The organism is Fischerella sp. PCC 9605 (assembly GCF_000517105.1).
GTDB lineage: Bacteria > Cyanobacteriota > Cyanobacteriia > Cyanobacteriales > Nostocaceae > PCC9605.
In genome coordinates, this window is record NZ_KI912148.1 from 218,560 (window position 1) to 242,160 (window position 23,601).

Here is a 23,601-nt window from a genome sequence, read left to right on the forward strand (position 1 = left end):
GGGCGCTATCGCCCCTAAAAATTTTTAGTTTTTACCCAACTGAGGTGTGGGTGGGATTCTTGCCAAAATACCCTTTTTCAGGGGTTCGGGACGTTCTGACCAGGGCAGTAAACCATCTGGCTTAGTATAGTATTGGCTAGCACATTGCAGAATGGCTGCGGCACTGCCATCCACAGGTAAATCCCCAAACAGATAAGTTAATTTCCCAGAAGCAGCAAAAGCAACAACACAAGAGCGATCGCAAGCACTCATGCATTCAACTTCCTGGATGGGAAAATTATCTTTTAAATGCCAATCTTGCGCCAGGTGCTGAAGCTGTTGTAGTAGCTTTTGACCACCGCTTTTACCAATTCGTTTGCCATCTTGCCAAACGCTAGCACAAGTTTTGCAAACAAAAAGAGTATGAGAGGGCGCACTTACCCCATTCGTTGTAGAAATTGTAGAAATATCTTTAGCAGCGGTCATCTGTACCTCGCAGATGTATAGAACTGATGAATCAACTTCGGCGGGCATCCTGACTCACTTCATTAAGTTCACAGTTGCGGGACAGTGTCGGATTTGCACCGAACTTTCCCCGTTACCTCCAGTGGCTGATTCCCACCAGAACCGAACGTTTCTCATCATAACACCAATATTCTCCGTATTATTTTCGTTACCCAGGAGGCAGAGCCACCAAAACCTAGTTACCAGGTTCAACCTGGTAACTAGAACATCAATTCAGTAATCCCAAAAACCCAGTTTCTGTTCCTGAAAAGACCGATTTTTCGTTGGCTGTAGAGACGCGAAATTTCGCGTCTCTACCAACACCTGGTAACTAGAATGAAGCTAACATCAAAGCTACTTCTTTGGCAAAATAGGTCAAAATCAAATCAGCACCAGCCCGTTTCATACTAGTTAAAGATTCCAAAATTACCTGTTTTTCATCTATCCAGCCCATCTGTGCAGCAGCTTTAATCATTGTATACTCACCACTGACGTTGTACGCTGCTACTGGTACATTCGTAGTGTTGCGAATTTGGCAGATGATGTCCAGGTAAGCTAAGGCAGGTTTTACCATGACGATATCTGCACCCTCGGCAATATCCAAAGCAACTTCTTTCACTGCTTCTCTAGCATTAGCGGCATCCATTTGATAAGTTTTTTTGTCGCCAAATCTCGGGGCAGAATCCAAAGCGTCTCGAAATGGGCCATAGTAAGCAGATGCATATTTTGCAGAGTATGCCAAAATTCCGATATCAAAGTATCCTTGTGCATCTAAAGCTTTGCGAATTGCCCCCACTCTGCCATCCATCATGTCAGAAGGTGCAACAAAATCTGCCCCTGCTGCTGCTTGGGAAAGTGCCATTTTCACTAAAACTTCTACGGTCGGGTCATTGAGAATAGTACCCTTTTCATCCACCAAACCATCGTGACCGTGAGTGGTGAAGGGGTCAAGAGCAACATCGGTAATCACGATAATTTCTGGAACTACTTGTTTAATAGCTTTGACGGTTTGCTGTACTAGTCCATCTGGGTTATAGCTTTCTGTACCGACATCATCTTTTTTAGCTTCTGGGATAACAGGAAAGAGTGCAACAGCATTGATCCCCAAATCAAAAGCTTGTTTTATCTCTTTGAGCAATAAATCCAGAGTATAGCGGTAGCACCCAGGCATAGAAGCAATCTCGACTCTTTGCCCTTCTCCCTCCATGACAAACAGTGGATAAATCAAGTCGTTGACGTCCAGATGAATCTCTCGCACCATTCGCCGCAGTGCTACTGTGCGCCGCAGACGACGGGGACGATGCAATAAATGGGTTGCTGGAGAAGGATTTGTAGGTGTTGTGGACGTCATAGTTAAAAGTTAAACAATAATGATAATGATTATCATAAACTAGAGCGATCGCAACCCATTCAAAAAAATCATAAGTATTACTATCTGCATTCACCACGAGTTTCATTAAGTCGTTATCCTAGTTTTCAGGTGAGGTGAGGAGTAATACAAAAATGGCTATTCATTTACAACAAGCATTGGAAGTCGGGAAATATATATTTACCCAGCGTTTGAAAGGACGCAAACGCTATCCCTTAGTCTTGATGTTAGAACCACTATTCCGTTGCAATCTTGCCTGTCCTGGTTGTGGCAAAATCCAGCATCCAACAGACGTGCTAAAACAACACCTGACTCCAGAACAGTGCTTTGCAGCAGCAGAAGAGTGTGGAGCTCCCATAGTCTCCATTCCTGGAGGAGAACCTCTGCTACATCCCCAAATTGATGAGATTGTGCGGGGATTGATTGAGCGCAAGAAGTTCATTTACTTGTGTACGAATGGCTTATTGTTAGAAAAAAGCTTGGACAAATTCCAACCTTCGCCCTATCTAACTTTTAGCGTGCATTTAGATGGAATGCGAGATTGGCACGACTACTGCGTTAATCGCAAAGGTGTTTTTGACATTGCAGTTCAAGCTATACGCGCTGCTAAAGCCAAAGGTTTTCGTGTCACTACCAACACGACTATCTTTGAGGGCGCAGATCCTAAACAAATGCAAGAATTTTTTGACTTCCTGAGTACACTCAACATTGATGGCATGATGATTTCTCCAGGCTACAGTTACGAGTGGGCTCCAGATCAAGAGCATTTTCTCAAGCGAGAACAAACACGCGCCCTGTTTCGAGAAATCCTAGCTCCTTTCAAAGCAGGTAAAACAAAATGGAACTTCAATCACAATCCACTATTTTTAGATTTTCTGACTGGTGAAAAAGACTATGAATGCACACCTTGGGGTAGTCCTAGTTACAGTGTTCTCGGTTGGCAAAAACCTTGTTACTTGTTAAATGAGGGTCACTACGCCACCTTCAGTGAACTGTTAGAAAAAACTGACTGGAGCAAATACGGTCATGCTAGTGGCAATCCCAAGTGTGCAGATTGTATGGTTCACTGCGGCTATGAACCGACCGCAGCGACAGATGCTATGCAACCACAAAATATAGCTCGTTCAATTGGCAGTGTTTTTGGTTAGTAGTTGGTTGTTGGTTGTTGGTTGTTGGTTGTTGGTGATTACAAACAACAAACAACCCACAACAAACAACAATCTACCTTTGCAAACTACGGGGATCGAGGGCATCTCTCAGTCCATCCCCCAGTAAGTTGAACGCTAAAACTGTCAGGATAATCACCAATGCTGGTGGCCAGATCAGCCAAGGTTGCAGCACCAATATAGAAGCATTGGTTGCTAAAGACAGCATATTGCCCCAGGAAGGATCTGGTTGTTGAATTCCCAGCCCAATCAGACTGAGTACTGCTTCTGCACCGATAAAACCGGGAACCGCAAGGGTAGCAGAGATAATTATGTATGTGGCAGTTTGCGGCAAAACATGGCGAGTGATGATATATAGTGGTTTGCCACCCATTGCTCGTGCTGCTTGCACAAATTCGCGTTCTTTAATGGATAGTACCTGTCCGCGAATGACTCGTGCTAAGCCAGCCCAACTGATAAACGACGTAATCAACACAATCAACAAAAATCGCTCAGTACTGGTTAGTCCTGGGGGCAAAACTGCACCCAAGGTTACTAATAGATATATGCTGGGAAAGGTCATCAGTACTTCGGCTAGGCGCATGATGATACCATCAACCCAGCCGCCAAAATAACCAGAAATTCCGCCAATTAGCATCCCGAGAGGAAAGGTGAGGGCAACGCCCACAATACCGATAAACAAACTGATTCGACCGCCATGTAGTAAGCGGCTGAATTGATCGCGTCCTTGATCGTCAGTACCTAGGAGGTTGATTTTAGCTTCGCCAGTTGTACCAAATAAATGCCAATTCAAAGGAATTCCGGGGATGACAGTTACTTCATCCCACTTGGGTGGTAAAGGCAAATTCAACTGGAAAAGGCGATATTCGGAACCTTGAACGAATAACCGTAGAGGTGAGGGTTTACTTTTGTCTACAATGAGTTTGCGATCGCCTGTTTCTAAATTTGTGTCTCCTTGAATTGTTGGATAAACATGAGGTCCAATAAACTGCCCCGAACTCGAAAACCAGTGAATTCTAGTCGGTGGTAGCAGGGAACCATTCGGTTGGGAGGCATAAGGGTCATAAGGGGCGACGAAATCAGCGGCAATTACTGTCACATAGAAAACTATGAGCAAAATTGCCCCAAATCGCGCTAAAGGATTTTTTTTGAGTCTTTGCCACCAGTTCATAATAGTTAATTGTCCTTTGTCATTTGTCCTTTGTCCTTTGCCACTTGTCATTTTGCTTTTTTTCCAATGACTAATGACGAATGACTAATGACGAATGACTAATATCTAAGCACGTAGTTGTTCCACCAAATATAACTTTTCTTCTTGAGTAACTTCATGTTCTACAACAAAGACATTGGAGTGGAGATTGGCGACAATTTGTTTTCCCTGCTGTGTCAAAGACAGGTAACGCAGTGCATCTTGAATATAAGGATAAACCCCATTCCAGTAGAATTTGGCGTAGTTATTGCGTAAATCAGCGGGTGTTTGATAACCCAAAACTTTATTCATCCCAGTTTCTTCAAACTCGTAGAACAAAGAAGTAATTTTCTTTAAGTAGCGGGGGTCGCTTAATTGTCCAATTAAATCAGCAGCACGCACTAAGCCTGCAAAGCTATCAGTACATTGATGATCGTCAGCAGTCGGCACTGGAAAGCGAGTCAATTCAATATTGCTCTTGATAACTTCAGAATCTATGAGTTTATGACCACCAAAACGCTCATCGATGAAGAGTTTCGCCCTATCGACATGATATGGTGTCAGGCTGGCATCAGAAGCCCCAGGAGCAAGAGAAATCATGATGTTATCTTTACCTGTAGCATATAATCCTTCTTGCTCGCGGTCTTGTCGGCACACTCCTTTGACATAGCCGATATCATGACAAAGCAAAGAAATTATAAAATGCAACCAATCTTCACTAGAAACACCTCCTTCCCGAATGTGTTTGCCACGTAAAATCTCCTGTCCTACTAGAGTGACGAGAATCGAGTGTTCGACATTGTGATACAGGGCATCACTATTGGCAATGTTTTCTAAAGCCATATTGCCTGCCCAAGCAATTATGTCTTGATAATCAGTTTTTAAGCAGCCGTAGGTACGGCGGTAGCCTTCTCGAATTTGCTTTACAAAAGCATCTATTAATATTTCTGTGGCATTGAACATACTAGTTACTCAGTCGGACAACAATAGACTTCTTAAAAGAAGTGGAGGAAAGGGAAAAGAGGTAAAGGGCAAAGGCTTCTCAATTCCTTTACCCTTAACCTTTAACTTTTTCCCACCTCTTAGCAAAAGGTTCTTTTGTAAGAGGTTTAATTGTTTATGCGTTTATATCAAAATTGCCAATTACCTTGGCGTTAGATGGAGTTAAGCGCTATACACATTTCTCCTTGTAGTTATTATCACAGCAAAGGCTTGGGTGCTGGCAAGCTCTTTTTACAACATATGACCAATTTTTATAGCTCTATCACAGAATAGGCTATGCTTTCTGCGAGGAGAAACCTATATTTTTGTATAAAAAAAGGATAATGCACTTCAGAACTTTGCCATCCTAAGACAGATTGCGTTAAATCTATATAAATCAAGAAAAAACTCTCAAAACTGGAGTAAAACGTAAACGTAATAAAGCTGGATGGGATAATGAATATTGAGACCGAACTGCGTCAGCAGTTGGCCGGTCGTCTCCCTGCCTTAGCTGATATGGAATTAGAACGACACGGCGATCGCGTCTATCGGTTACAGAAGATGCATGTGGAACGTTACGCCAATCAAGGAGTCGTACTTCTAGGCGATGCTGCTCACGTAACTCATCCAGCAGCAGGTTTGGGGATGAATATGGCTCTGCAAGATGCTGAAACTTTGGCTGAAGAACTGTCACGTGCTTTCCAGGGCCAGTCATCCTTGGACGATGCCTACTTAAATTATGAGCGGATTCGCCGACAAATCAACCAGAGTGTGATTAATCGGGCCAACTTTATGGCCTGGCAGATGTGGTCTCCCTCAATATGGGGCTTCCTGGGCCGCACGTGTATCTTTATCATGCTACAACTTTTGCCATTCATTCGTCAGAAGTTGGCCCGGTCATTAGCTTGGGCAAATGCTGGCATTCAGTCGCCGACGAGAGCAACGCGATTTGATCAAATGACATCCAAAAAAGCGATCGCTAACAACCCCACTGCTATTAAATGTAAGACTAATTACATAAAAATAGGCAAATAGCACTAAAACTATCTCCTTTGGCTAGTGCCATTACATTATTATTAGGTAGTGGTTTGAGAGCTGCGATCGCCAAATTCCCATCAGAGTCCAAATCGACCCGAAAGCGCGAACCGATATCAACAGCATCAAAAATCTACAAGTACCTACCCCAAATGTCAGTCAGAAAATAGTGGTATAATAGTTGCTAGCTTTATTTAAGCTAACAGCTATTTGCGGGTGTAATTCAGTGGTAGAATGTCACCTTCCCAAGGTGAACGTCGTGGGTTCGAGTCCCATCACCCGCTTTCTTGCTATGAAAATACTTGGTGTCTTTGTGCCTTGGTGAGACCAGCCCCCCAGAAGGCGGTTCCCGTCACGTAGACGCGCAGCGGTGAGTCCCCCATGAGCGATTGACGTAGACGCCCCTTGTGGGCGGCTCAAGGTTAGAGTACCCGGAGGGCTTCTCGCAGAGTAGGGTGGTAAAAAAATCTTAAACCACTAAGACACCAAGACACAAAGATAGAATTAACAACGCTGCAACTGTGCTAATATCACCACAATTTCATCAATTGCTTGCCGTACAACACTAGCAGGTTGTTCGGTTTGATTTACCATAATACTGAAAACCACCGGACTGTAACTAGGCGTATTTACATATCCTGAGAGAGTCACAACACCACGCAGAGTCCCTGTTTTCGCTTGCACGATTCCCGCAGCGGGCGTACCCTGAAAGCGACTTTTTAAACTGCCACTGACACCTGCTACAGGTAGGGAAGCACGAAAAACTGATGCTTGGGGTGATTTCGCCATTGCCTGCAAAGTTTCCACCAATGCTTCTGGACTAATTAAGTTCTTGCGAGATAACCCCGAACCATCAAACAAAAGGTAACTTTTGGAATCGACTCCTAACTGAGTTAGAGTTGTCTGCAAAACTTCTAACCCAGCATCAGCCGTACTCTGATTTTTGGTTGCTGGTTTTTTAATCGCTAATGCTCTCAGTAATGCTTCAGTATAGAAGTTATTACTATTCTGATTTGCCTCCATTACCAATTCCGAGAGTGAAGGAGACAGCACAGCAGTTAATTCCGTTTCATTTTTGCTACCACTAGCTGCAACTGATGTTTTTTTAACGGTTATTTTCTCTGTTGCCAAAGCACTGCGCAAACGCTGCAAAAAATATTCCGCAGGTGCAACTACGGGTATAGTAATAAATTGCGGTTGAGAAGTCTCAGGCAACTCGCCTTGAATTCGTAGTATTGCTCCTTTTAAATCACGAGTAACTTTGATCGCAGCTGGTTGATTTTTCGCAACGGTGACTGACTGATTAATTACCTGCCACTGTTTTTTTTCATCCTTATTCAACCAGATGAGTTTTAGAGGTTTACCTAAAGTTTGCGGTGAGATAATGAAACTAAAAGTATTTTGATTCACCATCAAACTGTTAACTGGTGTGCCATCGCCTGACAGCAAATCTTCCCATTGCCAGCTAGGGTTAACAATATCTCCTTGAATGTAACTATCATCAACAATCAACTGCTTGATTTTGGTAATACCTTTTTGTTTCAACTGCTTCGCTAATGCTATTAGTTGAGCATCAGTTAAACTGGGATCTCCCCTACCCACTACACGCAACACACCATCACCATTGCTATACACAGAAGTGCGAATGCGATAATTTGCACCCAGCTGTTGCAAGGCGGCAGCTGTAGTTAGTAGCTTGGTGTTAGAAGCTGGAGTAAAGTATTTTTCAGCATCCCGGTTGTAAAGTGTTTGAGTAGATCCTAGATTTTGTACCAAAATTCCCCAACGTGTCCGACTGAATTCGGGACGGTTGATCACCGCATCTACCGCTGTTCCCAATTGGGCAGGGCAAATGATTTTTGTGGTAGCTGTTGGTGCAGTTGGTATGGGTGTTTGCGCTTTTACTGCTTGCTTAGTGATACCTACCTGAATGCCAATAAACAGCAGCAACAAGCTAATGGAAATTCTTTTAGACATTCTGAAGAATTGTTTTTGCTGTAAGAGTGTTTTATTGTCAGAGTGGTTACAGTAAAGTTTTTATCAAAACACAACGGCACAGTAAATATGTGTGGGGAATGGGGAATATGACTGTGCCAGAGGTAGCCGCTAGACTGGAAAATTGCTCACACTGTTGGCGTACAACTAAGAACTAGCCACAGGCAATAAAAATATATATTCTCCACCTTTAGGAAGAACACTACTTGTATCATCAACAATCCAAAATTGAAATTGAGGGGAAGCAAAAAGAAGGAAACACCTTCTTTATTCATTATGGGATTTGGTCAGAAGTTAATGAAGACCTTGTTGAAATTACTAAGGAAATGGCAACGCGGAGCCGTTTCTGGTGATACCACACCGACAGCGGACGTCATGGCCAGTGAATACAAAGATTGGCGCAATGGCTTTTTGTGGCAAAGATTACGCTTATGGTTATGGCTGGCACTGATCTGCATTTTGACGTTTACTTTGCGTGACATTTATAACTATTTCTTTCCTCTCAAGGAGTTGCAAAAACTACCAGAGGTGCTAAGAACTCAGGCGCTTGTCATGGATATTGTCATGCTGCTGAGTTTATCTATTTGCCTAGCTTTGCGTAAAACTAAGTTTGGTCGTCGCTATCCAGCGATACTATTTTTGGGATCATCTTGGTCAATTAGCCTGATACCACAGATTTTTGCTACTTTCAAAGGTTTTGCACTGCCCAATACCCTTGCTTGGTCACTTTTATTTCTCAGTCAAGCAACATTTATGCCTGTATGCTGGGTTCTACACTTGCTGTCCCAGCTGGGTGTGCTAATTTACTATTTTGGTCTCAATACGTTATTTGGGCTAAAACTACCACTTCCCGATCATCCGGAAATATATAACGTTACTTTTATTTTATATTTATTCTGGTTCTGTGTTATATGTGACATCGGTGTTTACCTGTACGATCGCCTGCAACGCTCTGAGTTTTATGCCCGCAGGGAACTTGAGTTTGCTTATCAGAAACTCGGGGTGACAGAAGCTAAATATCGCAATATCTTTGAAAACGCAGTCGAAGGTATTTTCCAAAGCAGTCCCGACGGACGTTACATTACTGCTAATCCGGCATTAGCACGCATTTATGGCTATTCATCGCCGGAAGAAGTAACAGCAAATTTCACTGATATAGAACATCAACTGTATGTCGATCCGCACCGACGTGCGGAATTTGTGCGCTTGATTGAAGAATATGGCAGTGTGTCAGAGTTCGAGTCTCAGATTTATCGCCGAGATGGCAGCATTGTCTGGATTTCAGAAAAGGCATACGCCGTGCGTGACGAAACTGGTAAGCTGCTATACTACGAAGGATTGATTGAAGACATCACTAAGCGCAAACTAGCTGAAGCGGCTTTACAAGAACAGTTAGATTTTTTGCAAGTTCTCATTGATACTATTCCTGCACCAGTTTTTTATAAAAATTCCCAAGGCTTATATATTGGCTGTAACAAGGCTTTTGAAGAAGCTTTCGGGTTAAGTAAAGAAAAAATTCTAGGTAAAGATGAGTATGATTTATCACCAAAAGAACTTGCCGAGCAATACCAGCAAGCAGATATGGCACTGTTTGAGCAACAAGGCATTCAGAGTTATGAAGATTCGGTAGTCTACAAAGATGGCAAGAAGCATGATGTAATTTTTTATAAGGCAACTTTTTCAAAAGCAGATGGTTCGCTTGGTGGGTTGGTGGGAGTAATTCTAGATATTAGCGATCGCAAGCGCACAGAAGAAGCACTACGAGTATTTTTCCATGCAGTTTCCCATGATTTACGCAACCCGGTGTTGGGTACTTTGATGGTGCTAAAAAATCTACTTGCACACCCAGACGATAAAATTACCATTCCCCGCTCGATTTTAGAACGGATGGAGCAAAGCAGCGAACGGCAACTGAATTTAATTAACTCATTGATGGAAGCTCATGTCAGCGAAGTGCAAGGCATTTTCTTGGAACGCCAACCAGTAAAACTGGATCAAATCGTAGAAAATGCGATCGCTGATTTAAAACCGATGCTAGCGGAAAATCAAGTTACCCTGACCAATTTAGTTCCGGCTGATTTACCTTTGGTGAATGGCGATCCAACGCAACTATGGCGAGTATTTTCTAACTTGATTGTTAATGCCATCAAGCACAATCTCCCAGGGTTAAGTATTACCATAAATGCGATCGCCCAGGGGGATAAAATTTATTGCACTGTCGCAGATAACGGTGTGGGCTTGAGTCAGCAACAGTGCGAAAGGCTATTTGATCTTTATTTCCGGAGTAGTAACGTCCGCAACTCTGTAAGTTTGGGATTGGGGTTGTATCTGTGTAAGCGAATTATCAACGCCCACGGCGGCGAAATTGGTGTGAATAGCGCCCCAAACGCAGGGGCAACTTTTTGGTTTACGTTACCCATCCAGGGTTAAGGGATCTCTGAGGAATCAATATCACTAACTGAACCGTATTGCTTTTTATCCCAATCCCTGGAATAGGGCGCTTTACAATCCTTGTCGTTAATTCCTCCCAATCTCCAGTCCCCGTGAATTAAGGTGATATCCGATACCTATCTCGCGGATAAAGAGTTGCCTGTCTGATGTTTGCAAGATGCAGAATTCTTGCTGTCAGCCTTTCCAAACCAATCGCCAATCCTCCATGAGTCGGCATTCCCATTTCAAACATCCGCAGATGAGTTTCAAAAGACACGGGGTCAATACCACGGTTTTTCAGTGCTTGTTCCAAATCTTCTCGTCTGTGCAGTCGTTGTCCACCCGTTGTAATTTCAATACCTTCAAACAGAAGGTCAAAGCTTTGCGATGCACCACTATTACCTCGTGGATGGGTGTAGAACGGTCGCCCCGTGAGTGGGAAGCCGATTACAAACAAGGCAGCAATTCCTGTTTCTGACTCAGCCAATTGGCAAAGCTGACGTTCTGCTTCAGAATCTAGATCGTCTACGAGGTCAGTACGACCGAAGTGTCGATTTAACAGTTCCAAGCATTCAGCAAATTCCCATGTTGGGACGTTCTGCATCTGGGGCAGTGGTTTTTCTCGATACCTCTTGAGTACATCCGCATAATCTTGGTTAAGTTGCTCAAAAATGAAGTTAAGCAATTCTCGTTCCAGTTGAATCAACTCTTCGGGACTCTCAATAAATCCTATTTCCAAGTCAAGAGAGTAGTATTCAGTAAGGTGACGGCTGCTGGCATGTGGTTCAGCGCGATACACATGACCCGTCTCAAAAACCCTTTCTAACCCTGCGACTCCATGTTCTTTGTAGAATTGGGGGCTTTGGGCAAGGTAAGCACAGCGTTCAAAGTATTTAATTTCAAATAGATTTGTCCCGCCTTCTGTTCCACTAGAAACGATTTTGGATGTAATTATTTCAGTAAAGTGCCTTTTTCTTAAAAAGGAGCGAAAATAATGCACAATCGCCGCTTGTATCCTAAAAATGTCACCGATACTCTCATTGCGGAGTGAGAGCGGACGGTAATTTAAAATAGTGTCAATTCCAATTTCAGTAATGTCTGAGCAAGAATTGAAGGGAAGAAGTTGAGTCACTCGGTTGAGAACAGATATCTCAATTACTTCCACTTCAAATCCAGCCTTTGCCCTGGTGTCGGGTTTTACCTTACCCTTGATTTCTACTGGCTCATCCAACTTGAGTGAAACTGCCCTAACTAAAGCCGAATCTGCTACACACTGGACTTCTCCACTACAGTCTCTGACAATTATAAATGTTGTGCGAGCCAGTTCTCGCAAGCGATATATCCATCCGCGAATAATTATTTCTTCTCTTAGCGACGGGTGCAGGGAAGCGACTAGTGTTCGTGAAGGACTTTGCATATGCTATGGTTCCCAAGTTATTACCAGTGCTGGAACCATATCAATGGCGGTGCCATCCAGCTTCCACTTTTCTTGTGCATTACAAGTGTGTGGCTCTTAATTGCTGCGGTGTCGTCGCAGGTACGTTTCACCTTACTAATGCCCATTCCAATCAGTTGATGATTTGATTGTGAATCTCCTTTTCAGGTAAACCTCTCAGAGGGGTCTGTCCTCTTCTACGAGTTGAAAAAATCTTAGCAAATTTTCTAATAGATACAGCCACAAGCTAAATAATCTTCTAGTATACGTAACCCTGTGGTTTAGTACAGAGAATTAACAAAATTTAACCACTCTGCCATCAGATCTCTTCATAACTACATTCCTCTGCATCCTCCCAGCCAAGGAAATCTCTAATTGTAGGGAATCTCCGTTTAAGCTGGCATTTCAGTTGTTTAACCTCCTGTTCTCGTTTATTTACGTCTGATTGCAGCCATATGATTTCAGATTCTGATTTTTCTAGTTCCTTCTGTAATTGTTCTACCTGACTACTTAGTCTCCGGTATTCCTCTGCTTGGGGAACATAAGTAGAACGCCAGGCAACAAAACATAAAGCTGCTAGTCCAGCAATGCAGATGAAACTAGGGAACCACAGTTGTACCTTGCGGTTCAACCAAGATACCGTATTCTGCCAATTTATTGACGAATTTTGTATGTATTTCGATTTCTTCTTGACTTTTGGGGTATGATTGCTCCTGAAACCAGCTTGAGAGTTCCTCCTCGTGTTTTTGACGAATCTGTCTGGTAAGCTCATCTCTCCAGCTGTACGCCTGTTCTGTGTAGCTCAAATGCTCTAAGATTTCGTTTTCTAATTCACTCCTAGAACGCGATTTAAGCTCAGCTTCTAGTACTTCTCTAGGGATGCCTGCTAGAGAATATTTGGGTTGTTCGGGGGCTTTCTGGATGCCGCTATTTGAATTATTAAAGTGGGTATCCAATGTAATTACTTGCTCGTCAGAAAGTTCATCATCTATTACTTCCCAACCTCTATCCTCAATCTGTTTTACAACAGCACCAAAAGTAACTCCACGACTTTGAATGTATTGGTCTAAATGCATAGTGTCCTCCTAAGCTGCTACTTTTTTGTTTGAATAAACTTCTAGGAATTTACTGTAGGAAAATTCATCCGCAAATTCTTTATCTGATTGGAGCATTGCCTCTAGCCCTTTCTTACCTAAAGTACAGGCCTTTGTTAATAACTTGGCAATTACATAGCATTGATACCTTTTAAGTGGCATGGTATCCTCTAACTCCCCAACCTTTCCGTCAACTTTAGGAAAAGAGTTGTGATAGTCGCGTATATTTTTACTTGCCATTTTGTTGTAGATTTGGATGGTAATCTTGGAAGTTCCTAGTTTACGAGCTAACTCACTTCTAGAGGTGTATTCATCCAAATCGTCTAGTGAAAACTTGATTAATTCCTGCGTTAATTTCATAAAATACCCCTTTTTTCTTTACTCATTCTTTACCTCTACTTCTCCTCTACTTCTCCTCTACTTTTTCATCTAAACTCTTATTGGTCGTACACTAACGCTACCTATAGATAAGTAATCGTCAATTAACATTAATCTTAAGTAAATGCAAAGAAACTTAAGAAAATAAACAAAGCTATTTATGAATTTCCGGCAGTAAGCCGGCTATAACGAAGGTTTCAAGCTGGTAAAATAAAAGGAACTCAGTTAATTATTAACCTTGAATCCATATAAGCAAATCCCAAAGTGCCCATCGAGGTTACTTGGGATTTATTTTTTGTGGTTGATTATCCAACTAATCCTACGCTGATAAGTTCACTCTCAATTTTCTTCAAAACAAACCACAGATTCTGCTGACTCCACATCTTTTTACTACTCGTTAGGATACCTTTTTGATTCAATTCTGATGCCAATTCCAGCAATGTAGAGCCATTATTCCATCGCCGATAAACATCCACCAAAATGTCATATAGAGGTGTCTTCTCTAACTTCCCAGCTTTAGTTTTTCGATAGCCTATACCTACCCTACCTATATGCTGTCCTTTGACTCTTTTCGCTCCTAGAGAATCCAAAGTTCGCTCAATTATGATTTCCCGTTCCCAGTTCGCCACAGCCGTTAAGATGTTTATCACTAAACGTCCATTCGCACTGTGGGTATCTATTTGGTCACAAACAGAAATCAAGGTATACGTTTTGAAATAGTTCTCTACAAGCTCAAATAAATCTTTTGGCGATCGCGTAAGTCTATCGAGTTTGTAAACGACGATTCCATTTGCTTTTCCAGCTTCGAGTAATCCCAGAGCTTCGAGTAATTCACCTCGATTTTGTTTGGATTTACCGCTTTTGGCTGCGTCATAGAAGAAATCTACAAGGTGATGTCCGTAGAGTTCACAATATCTGGTTATACCCTCAAGCTGCACATCTTTGGTAATTGATTGTTTTGCTGTGGATGCACGACCGTAGCCGATTAAACGTAATGGTATTGTGTTAGTGGATGCACTATGTGCATCAGTAGCAGATTCAAACATATGCGATTCCTCCTGAATTCATTGGTAACTCCCCCAGCTTTGGTAGTGTAGGCTGGGGTATTTTTGTTGATTTACCAAACACCTACTAAAAACCTATGCAATACCGCATAAAGTAATGTCTCTAGCAACATTCCAAAAATTAGTTCTTCCATGTTTTGTTTATCTAACTAAAGCTAATTTTCTTTTGTGCTCATTTGATATGTAAATCCGAAATCGTTCCGGAACACCTCTTTCTCGGGCGCTTATTTTGACCTGGTGAACATCCATCAGTCCTAAACCACAGAATAGTGTTGCTTCTGTTAATTCTGTTGTGATTTCAAAACTATTGCTGGTGAATCTTATGTATTGTGTTGTCTGTGGGTCAAAGAAAAAATATCTGTTATCTAGTCGTGGTTTTAGAAGTGTCATAGCTTCTGTCCTCCAGCTTTGCCTGTAGATAACCTCTTGCCATATTGAGGTCTAATTTTCCTTCTTCATCAACGCATCTGATGACAATCTCTTGCCAAGGGATGTTTGTAGAAATGCAGATGATTGCCATCTCTCTAGCAGTTAGTGTTCTGAAAATATTTTGCATTTCCCCTCACCTATGCAACTTTCTTAGGTCTACCTCTACGTCTCTTTGGCATTGGATTTACTAAAGGGTCAGGAGTAATTTTGAGACGGACTACTTTGGTGTTTAGAACTGCTGCGTCCCAAAGCTGAAACAGCCCGGTTATGAAATCGAACAACATTAATCCTGTAAATCCAAGAACGATGTAAATGATTAATAGCGACAACATATGTACCTCCCGGTTTTCCATTTTCAAAATGGAGAACTCCTCACCACCCAGCCCTGGATTATCTAGGAACATCAGTACCAGTGGTTGCTTCGCTAGATGCAACTGTGGCGGCTTTCTTAGGCGCGTATAATTCCACAACCTCTTTAGCTGCTACCATCGGGTGCATATCCCTAACATCAATTAATTGAGTCAAGTAAGATTCCGCATGGTCTAGCAACCTTAGCTGGTCAGACTCCAAACAATCTCGTAGGTTCTGGCAGTTCTTCTGCTGTTTGAGATGTTTGGCATCTGCTCCCAAACAACCACGATATAAGGTATCTGTGACATTCTTATATATCCACTTAGTTTCACCTTCGTTCATATCAGGATGTCTCCACCAATAGTCTTTGATAGCATCTGATTCCGATCGCCTAGTTGCTTTACCTTCTAATCGTGCCTGTAGCCAAAGCTGGCGTTCTTCCTGCTCGAATTTGACCCCGAATGCATCTGAGAACAGTTGATGCAGAGATAGACCTACCAACATACGACTGAATTCAATTGCTTTTTCATTGCCCTTCAATGCCAATTCAAATAGTAGTCGTTCAAATTCAGTGAGTGGTATGGCATTAACTGCGTTTGAGTTCAATTCTGTTTTGAGTTTGACGAACTGGAAATCCTTACCCAGTAAAACTTTGACCTCTCTTGTGGCATTGTTTTTGAGTAGCGAAAACTCACCAGCTAACTGTGGTGCTGCTACATAATAATTACCTTCTTCATCCATAAGCCCCTCTATTGCCACACTCCCAATAGGGACTTGGGTGACAATTGCTTTTGTCATCTTATTTGACATATTTCTTAATTAACTGTAATTGTTTGTATTTAGTAGGTTTCAGCTTGCTATGTTTCGGTAATATTCTCGGAAACTTGGGCTTTTACTCTACTGCACGTATTATAGCATTTTGATAGCTTTGCTAACAATGGTATTATATTGATATAGAAGAAAGTGGAGAAGAAAGATGACAGAAGAAAAAGAGGAACTTGTACAGGTAAATATAAGAATGCCTGAGTCTCTAGCCAATCAAGCTAAGCTAGCGGCTAGAATAAGCGGCATGTCGTTAAACAAGTACATCATTAAAGTGCTAGATAAAGCTATCTCATTACCCTCATTAGAGGAAGAGGTAGAGCGGTTGCAGAAAGAGATAGAAGCACTAAAAAAAACACCAATTCCAGCACTGCTCCTATAGTGGCAACTACTGATGATTTGCTCAAAGATGAGGAATTTGCAAGAGCTTTGAGGATTGTATTCTCAAAATTATTAGCTGAAAAGGAGAAGAAGGAAGGTGAATGAAGATGTTAATCCAAGATGCTATTACGGGTCAAATTACACGAGGTACTATCGATAATGAGGTGATTGTAGAGCAAAGTAATATCGTGCCAGTACCAAGAGATGATGCGTTAGCGCAGTTACACACAGTGCAGCCACTCAGCGATCGCTCTATAGAAAGCTTAATCGTGGAAGCTAATCACTTGAATGATTCTATTGAAGGTAACTTTGAAACAATTCAGAGTCTCAAAGAAACAACATGGTCTGAGTGCATTCGATTAGGGGATATTCTCAACGTAATTAAATCTCAATGCCCTCATGGAGAATGGGGTAAGTTATTCAGGAAAGGCAGCTTTAAGTTTACAATTCGTACTGCTCAGCGATATATGGACTGTGCTAACAACCGCACTCTGATTGCTGAGTTTGCTGAAAAAGAAAAATCTTTGGGCATTAAGTCCATCACCAGGGCTTTGGCTGGACATCGAAAAGAATCTAACAAAAACGACACCGTGTCGCATTTGCCAGAAGATATCCAAGACGTAGAGGTTATAGAGGAACCCCAGCTACAACAAGAGTTACCAGGTTCATTCGCATTAGCTGGTAGTTATTCTCAATCGGTTTATGGTAAACCAACTGAGAATATAGAACAAGAAACACCTGAAACAACCGAAAATCGTTCTTTTATTGAGAGTGTTTTGTTTTCCAAAGGCGCGCAGATGGAAAACAAAAACCACGAAGAGAATTTTTCCGCCGCAGTTCATGGAGGATATGCACCAATTGCTGAGGAGATAAAGAGGTTAAAAGCTGAGAATCAGAGATTACAGAAAGAAAATGCCAGACTAATCGAAGAGAACACCCAGCTTAAGGCTAAATTGGATGAATACGAAAAACCAAAAGGATATAAGAAGAGATTAATAACCTATGGAGGCGTAGAAAAAAGTCTTACGGAATGGGAAGATTTTTTAGGAGTGAGATTCAGAATATCCAAAAGAATTTTCGATGGTTTAACAGAACAAGAAGCACTAGAAGTCCCCGAAAGATATCGTATTGATAAATGGAGAGAACTTACTAGAGAGGAACAATTGCAATTGATTTCCCCGGCTTTGAAATCTTTGTTAACTCCAGAACTCAAAGCTGAGGTAGCGGCTGAGCAGGTAGTTGCACTCAGTGCATCCACATCCAGCTTAACCGCCATATCATCTGAATAAAAGGTAAATGCAATCAGAGTGTCAAAAATAGCCAGATGATAACGAATAAATCATCTGGCCTTATTTTTATTTACCTTTCAAGCCGAGAATATTAGTTTTTGTTCCTAATCGTTTCATAAAATTTGTACCCATTACCACCACAATGCACTCAGTGCATCCACAATGACGCTAGTCGTTACCACCAAAATTAAACTACTGAACCAAAATTAGATTCTGGGTTCGTAGCTACAACCACAGTCATTAATCCCTCGATAGTAGAATCACTGTTATTCGTAATAGTAAATCGGGGGAATATTGCCGTACCATCTGTATGTAGGGTAACAGAGGTGTTTGGAGTAGCAGTACCAAAGACAGCAGGTGTACCAGTATCAGCACCAGCTTCACTCACAGTTCCAGAAGCGTTTACACCATATACAGCAGCAAGAGTACCGCCATTATATTTGGTAGCTTCATAGTCGTAGATTGCATAATCAAAACGTATGAATACAGCACATTCAGTTGGTGGGATTAGTCTCTGTCCGGAGATACCATCAATGAACATTTCGGAATCAGTTACGTTTGCTGTACCGCTACCGAAATACCGATATTGGGATTTATATTGATTGCGATTAAAGAAGAGTATAGCCTTATTTTGTAGGGCTAAGGTATCTTGAATAGTTACTACTGGTTGAGCCATATATTTACTCCAAAATTCGTCTTACTGCTCGCCTCTGCTGGTCACTCATTTGTGGTTCTACTTCCTGATGTGGACGCATAGGTGGTGAATTATTTTTAAAAGATTTTGCTGTTAATCTTTTCTCTTGTTCTTCGTCCAAAAGCTGACGATAACCCCAATAATCAATGCCAGATGTTTGTAGTTTATTCGTATCCCAGAGTCTTGTTATTTTAGCGATTTCTCCTTCATAAACAACATCTTCATTGTTTTCCATGTAAACAGAAAAGTCAGCCATAATTCCTAACCTAAACACTAAACTCACTAACACTCCCAGCCACAGAGCTATGAACATCAACCACAGTAGGATATCTGAGTTTCCAGCTTGAGGATAATCTCTTAATATCAACAGAGTCTCTATCTCTTGGTGGTGGTTGATTNATAGCCCATTTATTATCAATTCTGTCAAATGTAGCCATATCAATAGACCAAATCCCTTCTATTTAATTGTTGCAGTTGAGAGTTATATCCACCACNTTCGTAGTTATTCCAAANTNNGACAGCTTCAGNTAAANNAATNNNTTCNANTGATTTNCCAGCCAAAGCTGCCAGTTCAGAAATGATATTTACCCNNCGATGAANNTCATCTNTNCNAACACCCCANTGACTNGAGAGATATCGTTCTTTCTCATAAACAGTAGTCGGGTATTGCTGATTCGATTGAGCTTGTTGTGGATGCATCCCTTGCATCTGTTGCTGTCGAGACTCTGGAAATAATTTATAGTGNGCGATCGCTGCAATTAATCCTGCTTTATCAACTAAACCACCATCCACATGCGCGCCAAATTGTCTAGCTGCATTGCCAAACCACTTATGTTGTTCCTCTGTAAATGATTGTTTTACTTGGTCAAGCTCCTCAGCCGTGACGTTTTCTAAATACTCAAGNAATTTAGGGTCTCTCTTTGCTGATTGAATTAACTGGTATGCCGCTCTCTGGTCGTATCCCATCTCTGCTGGAGTTATGACTTCACCAGATAATACCTGAGCCGCTTGGTATTCATCATACCTATTAGGATTCATGCCCAACTCTGCCTTAAGCTGGTGTTTCTCTATGCCTTGCAAGATTGTCCAAGTATGTTCNCTGACTTTGTTGGGGTCATGTATTTGATATTCTCCAGTAGCGGGATAAAAAATAGTGCCATCATCCACCACAATAGGTTTTGCATTGAGATATTTGGTGTTAGGGTCATCAGAAATTTCACTTCGTATCTCATCTAATTTATCTGCGTACCAGGGTTTATTTTGACCTTCCAGCCTATCTAACTCACCTTGGGTTACGAAGACACGCTCACCACTATCATCGGTCTCATATGCCCCTCCAGCCGCACCTATAGTAGTGCTGGAAATAGCGGCAGTATTATCTAATTGTTCAGACATTATTTTGTTTTCCTCCACTTCAGCTCCTCTATATTTCGTTCGTATCTGTCAAATGCTGACATAAGTCGGGATGTATTAGGATTTTCAACCTGTACAGGTTCTTTTGTTAGCTCTTGCTTCTTAAAATACCGCTCTACGCCCTGAGAGGCGACATCAGAGGGCGAAAGCTGGTAATCATGCGATATCTCATTGATTTTCTGACTAAGTTCTAGAGGAATATCCACTAGTACGTGTGTTCTAGTCGAATGTAGTGAATTTAGCCCACCGGGTTTTATTGGTGTTTGGGATGTTAAATTATCCGGAAAATCTATGTACTTTCTCAAAAAAGTTCGCGTAACCCTTATGCTTGGCTGTTTTGATTGAATATGACCATCTGCATCAAAACCATTAATGATGACACTGTAGTGGTGGTTTTCGTGGTAGCTATACCACTCTGTTCGATGTTTGCATTCATCAGGTTTGGCTGGGTTTAAAGAAGAAACGTCATCAACTAATTCCTGCAAACAATCAGTAATAACATCACCAATCATCTGATTTTTTCTAAGTAAAACAGCAGAATTTCGCTGGAAATCAGTTGTCCCATCCCTACGTTCTTTTTGTTCTTTGTATTGCCGCCAAGTATCTGATTTCTCAACCTGACTAACTATCGCACTATACAAATAATCTGGTAAATCATAAGAAGTAGAAGTCATTTCGACTTTTTCAGGGAGTTTTCTTTCTCCAAACATTCTTGTGCTAGGACACATTACTTTTGCTCCTCCAGCTTTGCTTTCAATTCGGATGTGGTTGCACTCAGTGCAACTACTTGTTGTTGCAAAGCGGCGATCGCATCTAATAATCCAACTTTCTCAGCTAAATGTTGGAGTTGTTCAGGTGACGCTAAATCAATACCTTGCATTAATTGATTTGATTGTGGATTTCCCAGCTTATGCTGGTTTTCCTCTGCTAATCTCTGTTGTTGTTCTGCTAATGCCTGTTTTCGAGGATTTAATAAGGTCTTCATCTGCTGGTTGTTATCCAATTCCTGCTCATGCAGATGTTTAGCCTCTGCAACAGTCATTCGTTGACCTCGATAGCTGACTATTTCAAAATCATCTCTACCAGGAAATATTGATTTATCTGTCTCGCCATATTTAATCTGGTAAGAGCGTAATATTTGTTGTGGACTTCGTAGAATACGACTACCATCTGCTTTTACCGGCAGTGCAGTTGTGCTGGGAAGCAGAGATGATTCTCTTGTCTTCTCATAGAGGTCAGCTAACAGTTGATTTGGTGTTTTACTGTGACCGTAGCCATAATCTAACTGCTCAGGCTCCGCAGATGATTTACCCTGAGCTGGCTCTATCCAAACACCCTCTAATGATTCATCGCCATCATCTGGCAGTATTGCTGAAATTCTGCTTTCCCTATATCCACCAGTCGTGTTATCTGAATATGTCATCTCTTAATATTAGTTAATTAACTATTAACAGTCTAGCTGCTGGATATCCTATCATCACTAGTGTTTTACCTTTAAAGCTGCCAGTCATTGCTTCCCAGCTTTATCCATAGATAAAACTCTATGATAATCCTGTTTTTTCGCTTATCTTTCTATATATCCAGAGGGATAAGCTGGAAAGCATTGCTGGTTCTATAACTATTTTCCTTAACCTTCTCTTAACCTAATCTAATGGTACAGATGTACTAACTAGATGAGTTATCAATATGCAATTAGTTGCATATTGATATTCTCTAAAATCCTTGTGATTCATATGTATACCAGTGAATATAGCTGCTGAGCTTGCTTATAAAATCATTGATGTGGATGCATGTTAATGCATCTGTAGTACATTGAAATACTGTCAATTAATTGACAGTATTTCAATGTACTACAAACGTTCTTATTGACTCTGTTCTCAATTATTATAAGCAATCTCAGCAATTGTAATAATAGGTAAACCCATTGTTCAGAGAATATCCATATGCAACTAATTGCATATAGACTCGCAACTTCATAACAATAAAAGTTGATATATTAATATGCCCTAGTAGGGGATACATGAGAGATATATGTGCAGTGAGAGTTTCCAGCTTATCCCTATGGATATTTAGAAGGATAAGCGGATAAATAGGATTAATCATAGATTTTTGTCTATGGATAAAGCTGAAAATCAATGACTGGCAGCATTAAAGGTAAAACACTAGTGATGATAGGATATCCAGCAGCTAGACTGTTAATAGTTAATTAACTAATATTAAGAGATGGCATATCAAGACAATACGACTGGTGGATGTAGGGAAAGCAGAATTTCAGCGATATTGCCGGATGATGACGATGACGAAACACTAGAGGGTGTTTGGATAGAGCCAGCTCAGGGTAAATCATCTGCGGAGCCTGAGCAGTTAGATTATGGCTACGTTCCAGTTGTACTGGGGTACAACCACAGTAAAACACCAAATCAACTGTTAGCTGACCTCTATGAGAAAACAGGAGAATCACCTCTGCTTCCCAGCACACCAGCATTGCCGGTGAAAGCAGATGGGTCTAGACATTTAAGAAGTCCAGCGCAAGTACTGAGAAGCTTTCAAATCAAACTTGGCGATGGTAGTGAATCAATATTTCCTAATCGAAGTGATTTTGAAATAGTCAGCTATCGAGGTCAACGAATGACTGTTGCAGAGGCTAAACATCTGCATGAGCAGGAATTGGATAACAACCAGCAGATGAAGACCTTATTAAATCCTCGAAAACAGGCATTAGCAGAACAACAACAGAGATTAGCAGAGGAAAACCAGCATAAGCTGGGAAATCCACAATCAAATCAATTAATGCAAGGTATTGATTTAGCATCACCTGAACAACTCCAGCATTTAGCTGAGAAAGTAGGTTTTTTAGATGCGATCGCCGCTTTGCAACAACAGGTTTCAGATTTAACCGCAAAGCTGGAGGAACGTAGAGATGCCTAAAACTCGTATGTTCTCTTCTGATGAAGAACCAAAAGTTAAAGTCGAAATGACTTCTGTTTCTTATGACTTGCCAGATTATTTGTTCAATGCAATAGAACAACAAGTTTTAAATTCAGATGCTTGGTCAAATTACAAAATTCAGAAGATGCGTCGAGATGATTTCAGTGAAACTGATTTCATGCGCGCCTCATCAACAGCATTGAGGAAACAACAATTAATTGGTGAACAATTAACTAAAATTCTGCAAGAGTTAGTGGATGATGTTTCTTCTTTAAATCCAGCCAAACCGGCTGAACGTCTACACAGAAACGAATGGTATAGCTACCACGAAAACCACCACTACAATGTCATCATTAATGGTTTTGATGCAGATGGTAATGTTCAATCAAAACAGCCCAGCATAAGGGTTACGCGAACTTTTTTGAGAAAGTACATAGATTTTCCGGATAATTTAACATCCCAAACACCAATAAAACCCGGTGGTTTAAATTCGATTCATCAAGCTAGAACACACGTATTGCTGGACATCCCTATGGAATTGTGTTCTCAAATCAACGCGATCGCAAATGACTTCCAGCTTACTGGTAGTGATGTTTGTTCACAGGCGGTAGAGCGGCATTTTAAGAAGCAAGAGCTAACAAAAGAACCTGTACAGGTTNANANTNNTNNNANNNC

22 protein-coding genes, 1 tRNA gene and 1 riboswitch are annotated in these 23,601 nt (G+C 41.4%); of the genes, 7 read left to right on the top strand and 16 right to left on the bottom strand.

Annotated elements, in window-relative coordinates; translation table 11 throughout:
• Positions 1-24 precede the first annotated feature (24 nt).
• A complete protein-coding gene (locus tag FIS9605_RS0103275; protein WP_026731305.1) occupies positions 25-465 on the bottom strand; it encodes a DUF1636 domain-containing protein in 441 nt (146 codons plus the stop codon).
• Between the two features lie 22 nt (positions 466-487).
• Positions 488-626: riboswitch (cobalamin riboswitch) on the bottom strand.
• 188 nt (positions 627-814) lie between these two features.
• On the bottom strand, positions 815-1,834 hold the full coding sequence (hemB, locus tag FIS9605_RS0103280; protein ID WP_026731306.1) for a porphobilinogen synthase: 1,020 nt from the start codon (positions 1,832-1,834) through the stop codon (positions 815-817).
• 152 nt (positions 1,835-1,986) lie between these two features.
• Here hemB and hpnH point away from each other — a divergent pair, with 152 nt between their 5' ends.
• Positions 1,987-3,000, top strand: a complete 1,014-nt coding sequence (hpnH, locus tag FIS9605_RS0103285) for an adenosyl-hopene transferase HpnH (protein WP_026731307.1) — start codon at positions 1,987-1,989, stop codon at positions 2,998-3,000.
• A 73-nt stretch (positions 3,001-3,073) separates the two neighbouring features.
• On the opposite strand, the gene FIS9605_RS0103290 is transcribed toward hpnH, so the two are convergent.
• Together FIS9605_RS0103290 and FIS9605_RS0103295 are read right to left on the bottom strand one after the other, a co-directional pair.
• Positions 3,074-4,189: an ABC transporter permease gene (locus tag FIS9605_RS0103290; protein ID WP_026731308.1), complete on the bottom strand. Its 1,116-nt coding sequence runs from the start codon at positions 4,187-4,189 to the stop codon at positions 3,074-3,076.
• Positions 4,190-4,294: 105 nt separating this feature from the next.
• A complete protein-coding gene (locus FIS9605_RS0103295) occupies positions 4,295-5,170 on the bottom strand; it encodes an Npun_R2479 family HD domain-containing metalloprotein (protein ID WP_026731309.1) in 876 nt (291 codons plus the stop codon).
• A 474-nt stretch (positions 5,171-5,644) separates the two neighbouring features.
• On the opposite strand from FIS9605_RS0103295, the gene FIS9605_RS0103300 reads away from it, so the two are divergent.
• Positions 5,645-6,223 carry an FAD-dependent oxidoreductase gene (locus FIS9605_RS0103300; protein WP_026731310.1) on the top strand — a complete coding sequence of 193 codons (579 nt, stop codon included), beginning with the start codon at positions 5,645-5,647 and terminating at the stop codon, positions 6,221-6,223.
• 212 nt (positions 6,224-6,435) lie between these two features.
• Positions 6,436-6,507: transfer RNA gene (locus FIS9605_RS0103305), tRNA-Gly, on the top strand.
• 220 nt (positions 6,508-6,727) lie between these two features.
• Here FIS9605_RS0103305 and dacB read toward each other — a convergent pair.
• The gene (gene dacB, locus FIS9605_RS0103310) at positions 6,728-8,200 is read right to left on the bottom strand and encodes a D-alanyl-D-alanine carboxypeptidase/D-alanyl-D-alanine endopeptidase (protein WP_026731311.1); all 1,473 of its coding nucleotides are present in this window, start codon (positions 8,198-8,200) and stop codon (positions 6,728-6,730) included.
• Between the two features lie 315 nt (positions 8,201-8,515).
• Here dacB and FIS9605_RS0103315 point away from each other — a divergent pair, with 315 nt between their 5' ends.
• Positions 8,516-10,648, top strand: coding sequence for a sensor histidine kinase (locus FIS9605_RS0103315; RefSeq protein ID WP_035139614.1), 2,133 nt, complete (start codon positions 8,516-8,518; stop codon positions 10,646-10,648).
• A gap of 118 nt (positions 10,649-10,766) precedes the next feature.
• Here FIS9605_RS0103315 and aspS read toward each other — a convergent pair whose 3' ends face one another.
• The 7 genes from aspS to FIS9605_RS0103355 form a co-directional block, all read right to left on the bottom strand.
• Complete coding sequence (aspS, locus tag FIS9605_RS0103320) at positions 10,767-12,065, bottom strand: aspartate--tRNA(Asn) ligase (protein ID WP_026731313.1); 1,299 nt, start codon at positions 12,063-12,065, stop codon at positions 10,767-10,769.
• 337 nt (positions 12,066-12,402) lie between these two features.
• Entirely contained in the window at positions 12,403-12,714 is a 312-nt protein-coding gene (locus FIS9605_RS0103325; protein ID WP_026731314.1) for a hypothetical protein, read from the bottom strand.
• Positions 12,683-13,159, bottom strand: a complete 477-nt coding sequence (locus FIS9605_RS0103330) for a hypothetical protein (RefSeq protein WP_026731315.1) — start codon at positions 13,157-13,159, stop codon at positions 12,683-12,685. Before FIS9605_RS0103330 ends, FIS9605_RS0103325 begins: the two co-directional genes overlap by 32 nt.
• Positions 13,160-13,168: 9 nt before the next feature.
• Positions 13,169-13,537: a hypothetical protein gene (locus tag FIS9605_RS0103335; protein WP_026731316.1), complete on the bottom strand. Its 369-nt coding sequence runs from the start codon at positions 13,535-13,537 to the stop codon at positions 13,169-13,171.
• A 323-nt stretch (positions 13,538-13,860) separates the two neighbouring features.
• Complete coding sequence (locus FIS9605_RS39700) at positions 13,861-14,601, bottom strand: recombinase family protein (protein WP_051469923.1); 741 nt, start codon at positions 14,599-14,601, stop codon at positions 13,861-13,863.
• Positions 14,602-14,980: 379 nt separating this feature from the next.
• Complete coding sequence (locus FIS9605_RS0103345) at positions 14,981-15,175, bottom strand: hypothetical protein (protein WP_026731317.1); 195 nt, start codon at positions 15,173-15,175, stop codon at positions 14,981-14,983.
• Positions 15,176-15,438: 263 nt separating this feature from the next.
• Positions 15,439-16,209, bottom strand: coding sequence for a hypothetical protein (locus tag FIS9605_RS0103355; RefSeq protein WP_442854682.1), 771 nt, complete (start codon positions 16,207-16,209; stop codon positions 15,439-15,441).
• Positions 16,210-16,375: 166 nt separating this feature from the next.
• On the opposite strand from FIS9605_RS0103355, the gene FIS9605_RS0103360 reads away from it, so the two are divergent.
• On the top strand, positions 16,376-16,603 hold the full coding sequence (locus FIS9605_RS0103360; protein WP_026731320.1) for a toxin-antitoxin system HicB family antitoxin: 228 nt from the start codon (positions 16,376-16,378) through the stop codon (positions 16,601-16,603).
• A gap of 106 nt (positions 16,604-16,709) precedes the next feature.
• Positions 16,710-17,891 carry a hypothetical protein gene (locus FIS9605_RS0103370; protein WP_035139379.1) on the top strand — a complete coding sequence of 394 codons (1,182 nt, stop codon included), beginning with the start codon at positions 16,710-16,712 and terminating at the stop codon, positions 17,889-17,891.
• 187 nt (positions 17,892-18,078) lie between these two features.
• Here the strand turns inward: FIS9605_RS0103370 and FIS9605_RS0103375 are convergent, their stop codons facing one another.
• The 4 genes from FIS9605_RS0103375 to FIS9605_RS0103395 all read right to left on the bottom strand — a co-directional run bounded on the left by FIS9605_RS0103375 (position 18,079) and on the right by FIS9605_RS0103395 (position 21,421).
• Positions 18,079-18,567, bottom strand: coding sequence for a hypothetical protein (locus FIS9605_RS0103375; RefSeq protein WP_026731322.1), 489 nt, complete (start codon positions 18,565-18,567; stop codon positions 18,079-18,081).
• Between the two features lie 4 nt (positions 18,568-18,571).
• Complete coding sequence (locus FIS9605_RS0103380) at positions 18,572-18,841, bottom strand: hypothetical protein (protein WP_155960345.1); 270 nt, start codon at positions 18,839-18,841, stop codon at positions 18,572-18,574.
• Between the two features lie 1,138 nt (positions 18,842-19,979).
• Complete coding sequence (locus FIS9605_RS0103390; RefSeq protein ID WP_026731325.1) at positions 19,980-20,726, bottom strand: hypothetical protein; 747 nt, start codon at positions 20,724-20,726, stop codon at positions 19,980-19,982.
• Positions 20,726-21,421, bottom strand: a complete 696-nt coding sequence (locus FIS9605_RS0103395; RefSeq protein WP_026731326.1) for a hypothetical protein — start codon at positions 21,419-21,421, stop codon at positions 20,726-20,728. Before FIS9605_RS0103395 ends, FIS9605_RS0103390 begins: the two co-directional genes overlap by 1 nt.
• 800 nt (positions 21,422-22,221) lie before the next feature.
• Here FIS9605_RS0103395 and FIS9605_RS0103400 point away from each other — a divergent pair.
• The gene (locus FIS9605_RS0103400) at positions 22,222-22,926 is read left to right on the top strand and encodes a hypothetical protein (RefSeq protein ID WP_026731327.1); all 705 of its coding nucleotides are present in this window, start codon (positions 22,222-22,224) and stop codon (positions 22,924-22,926) included.
• Positions 22,927-23,601: the final 675 nt, after the last annotated feature.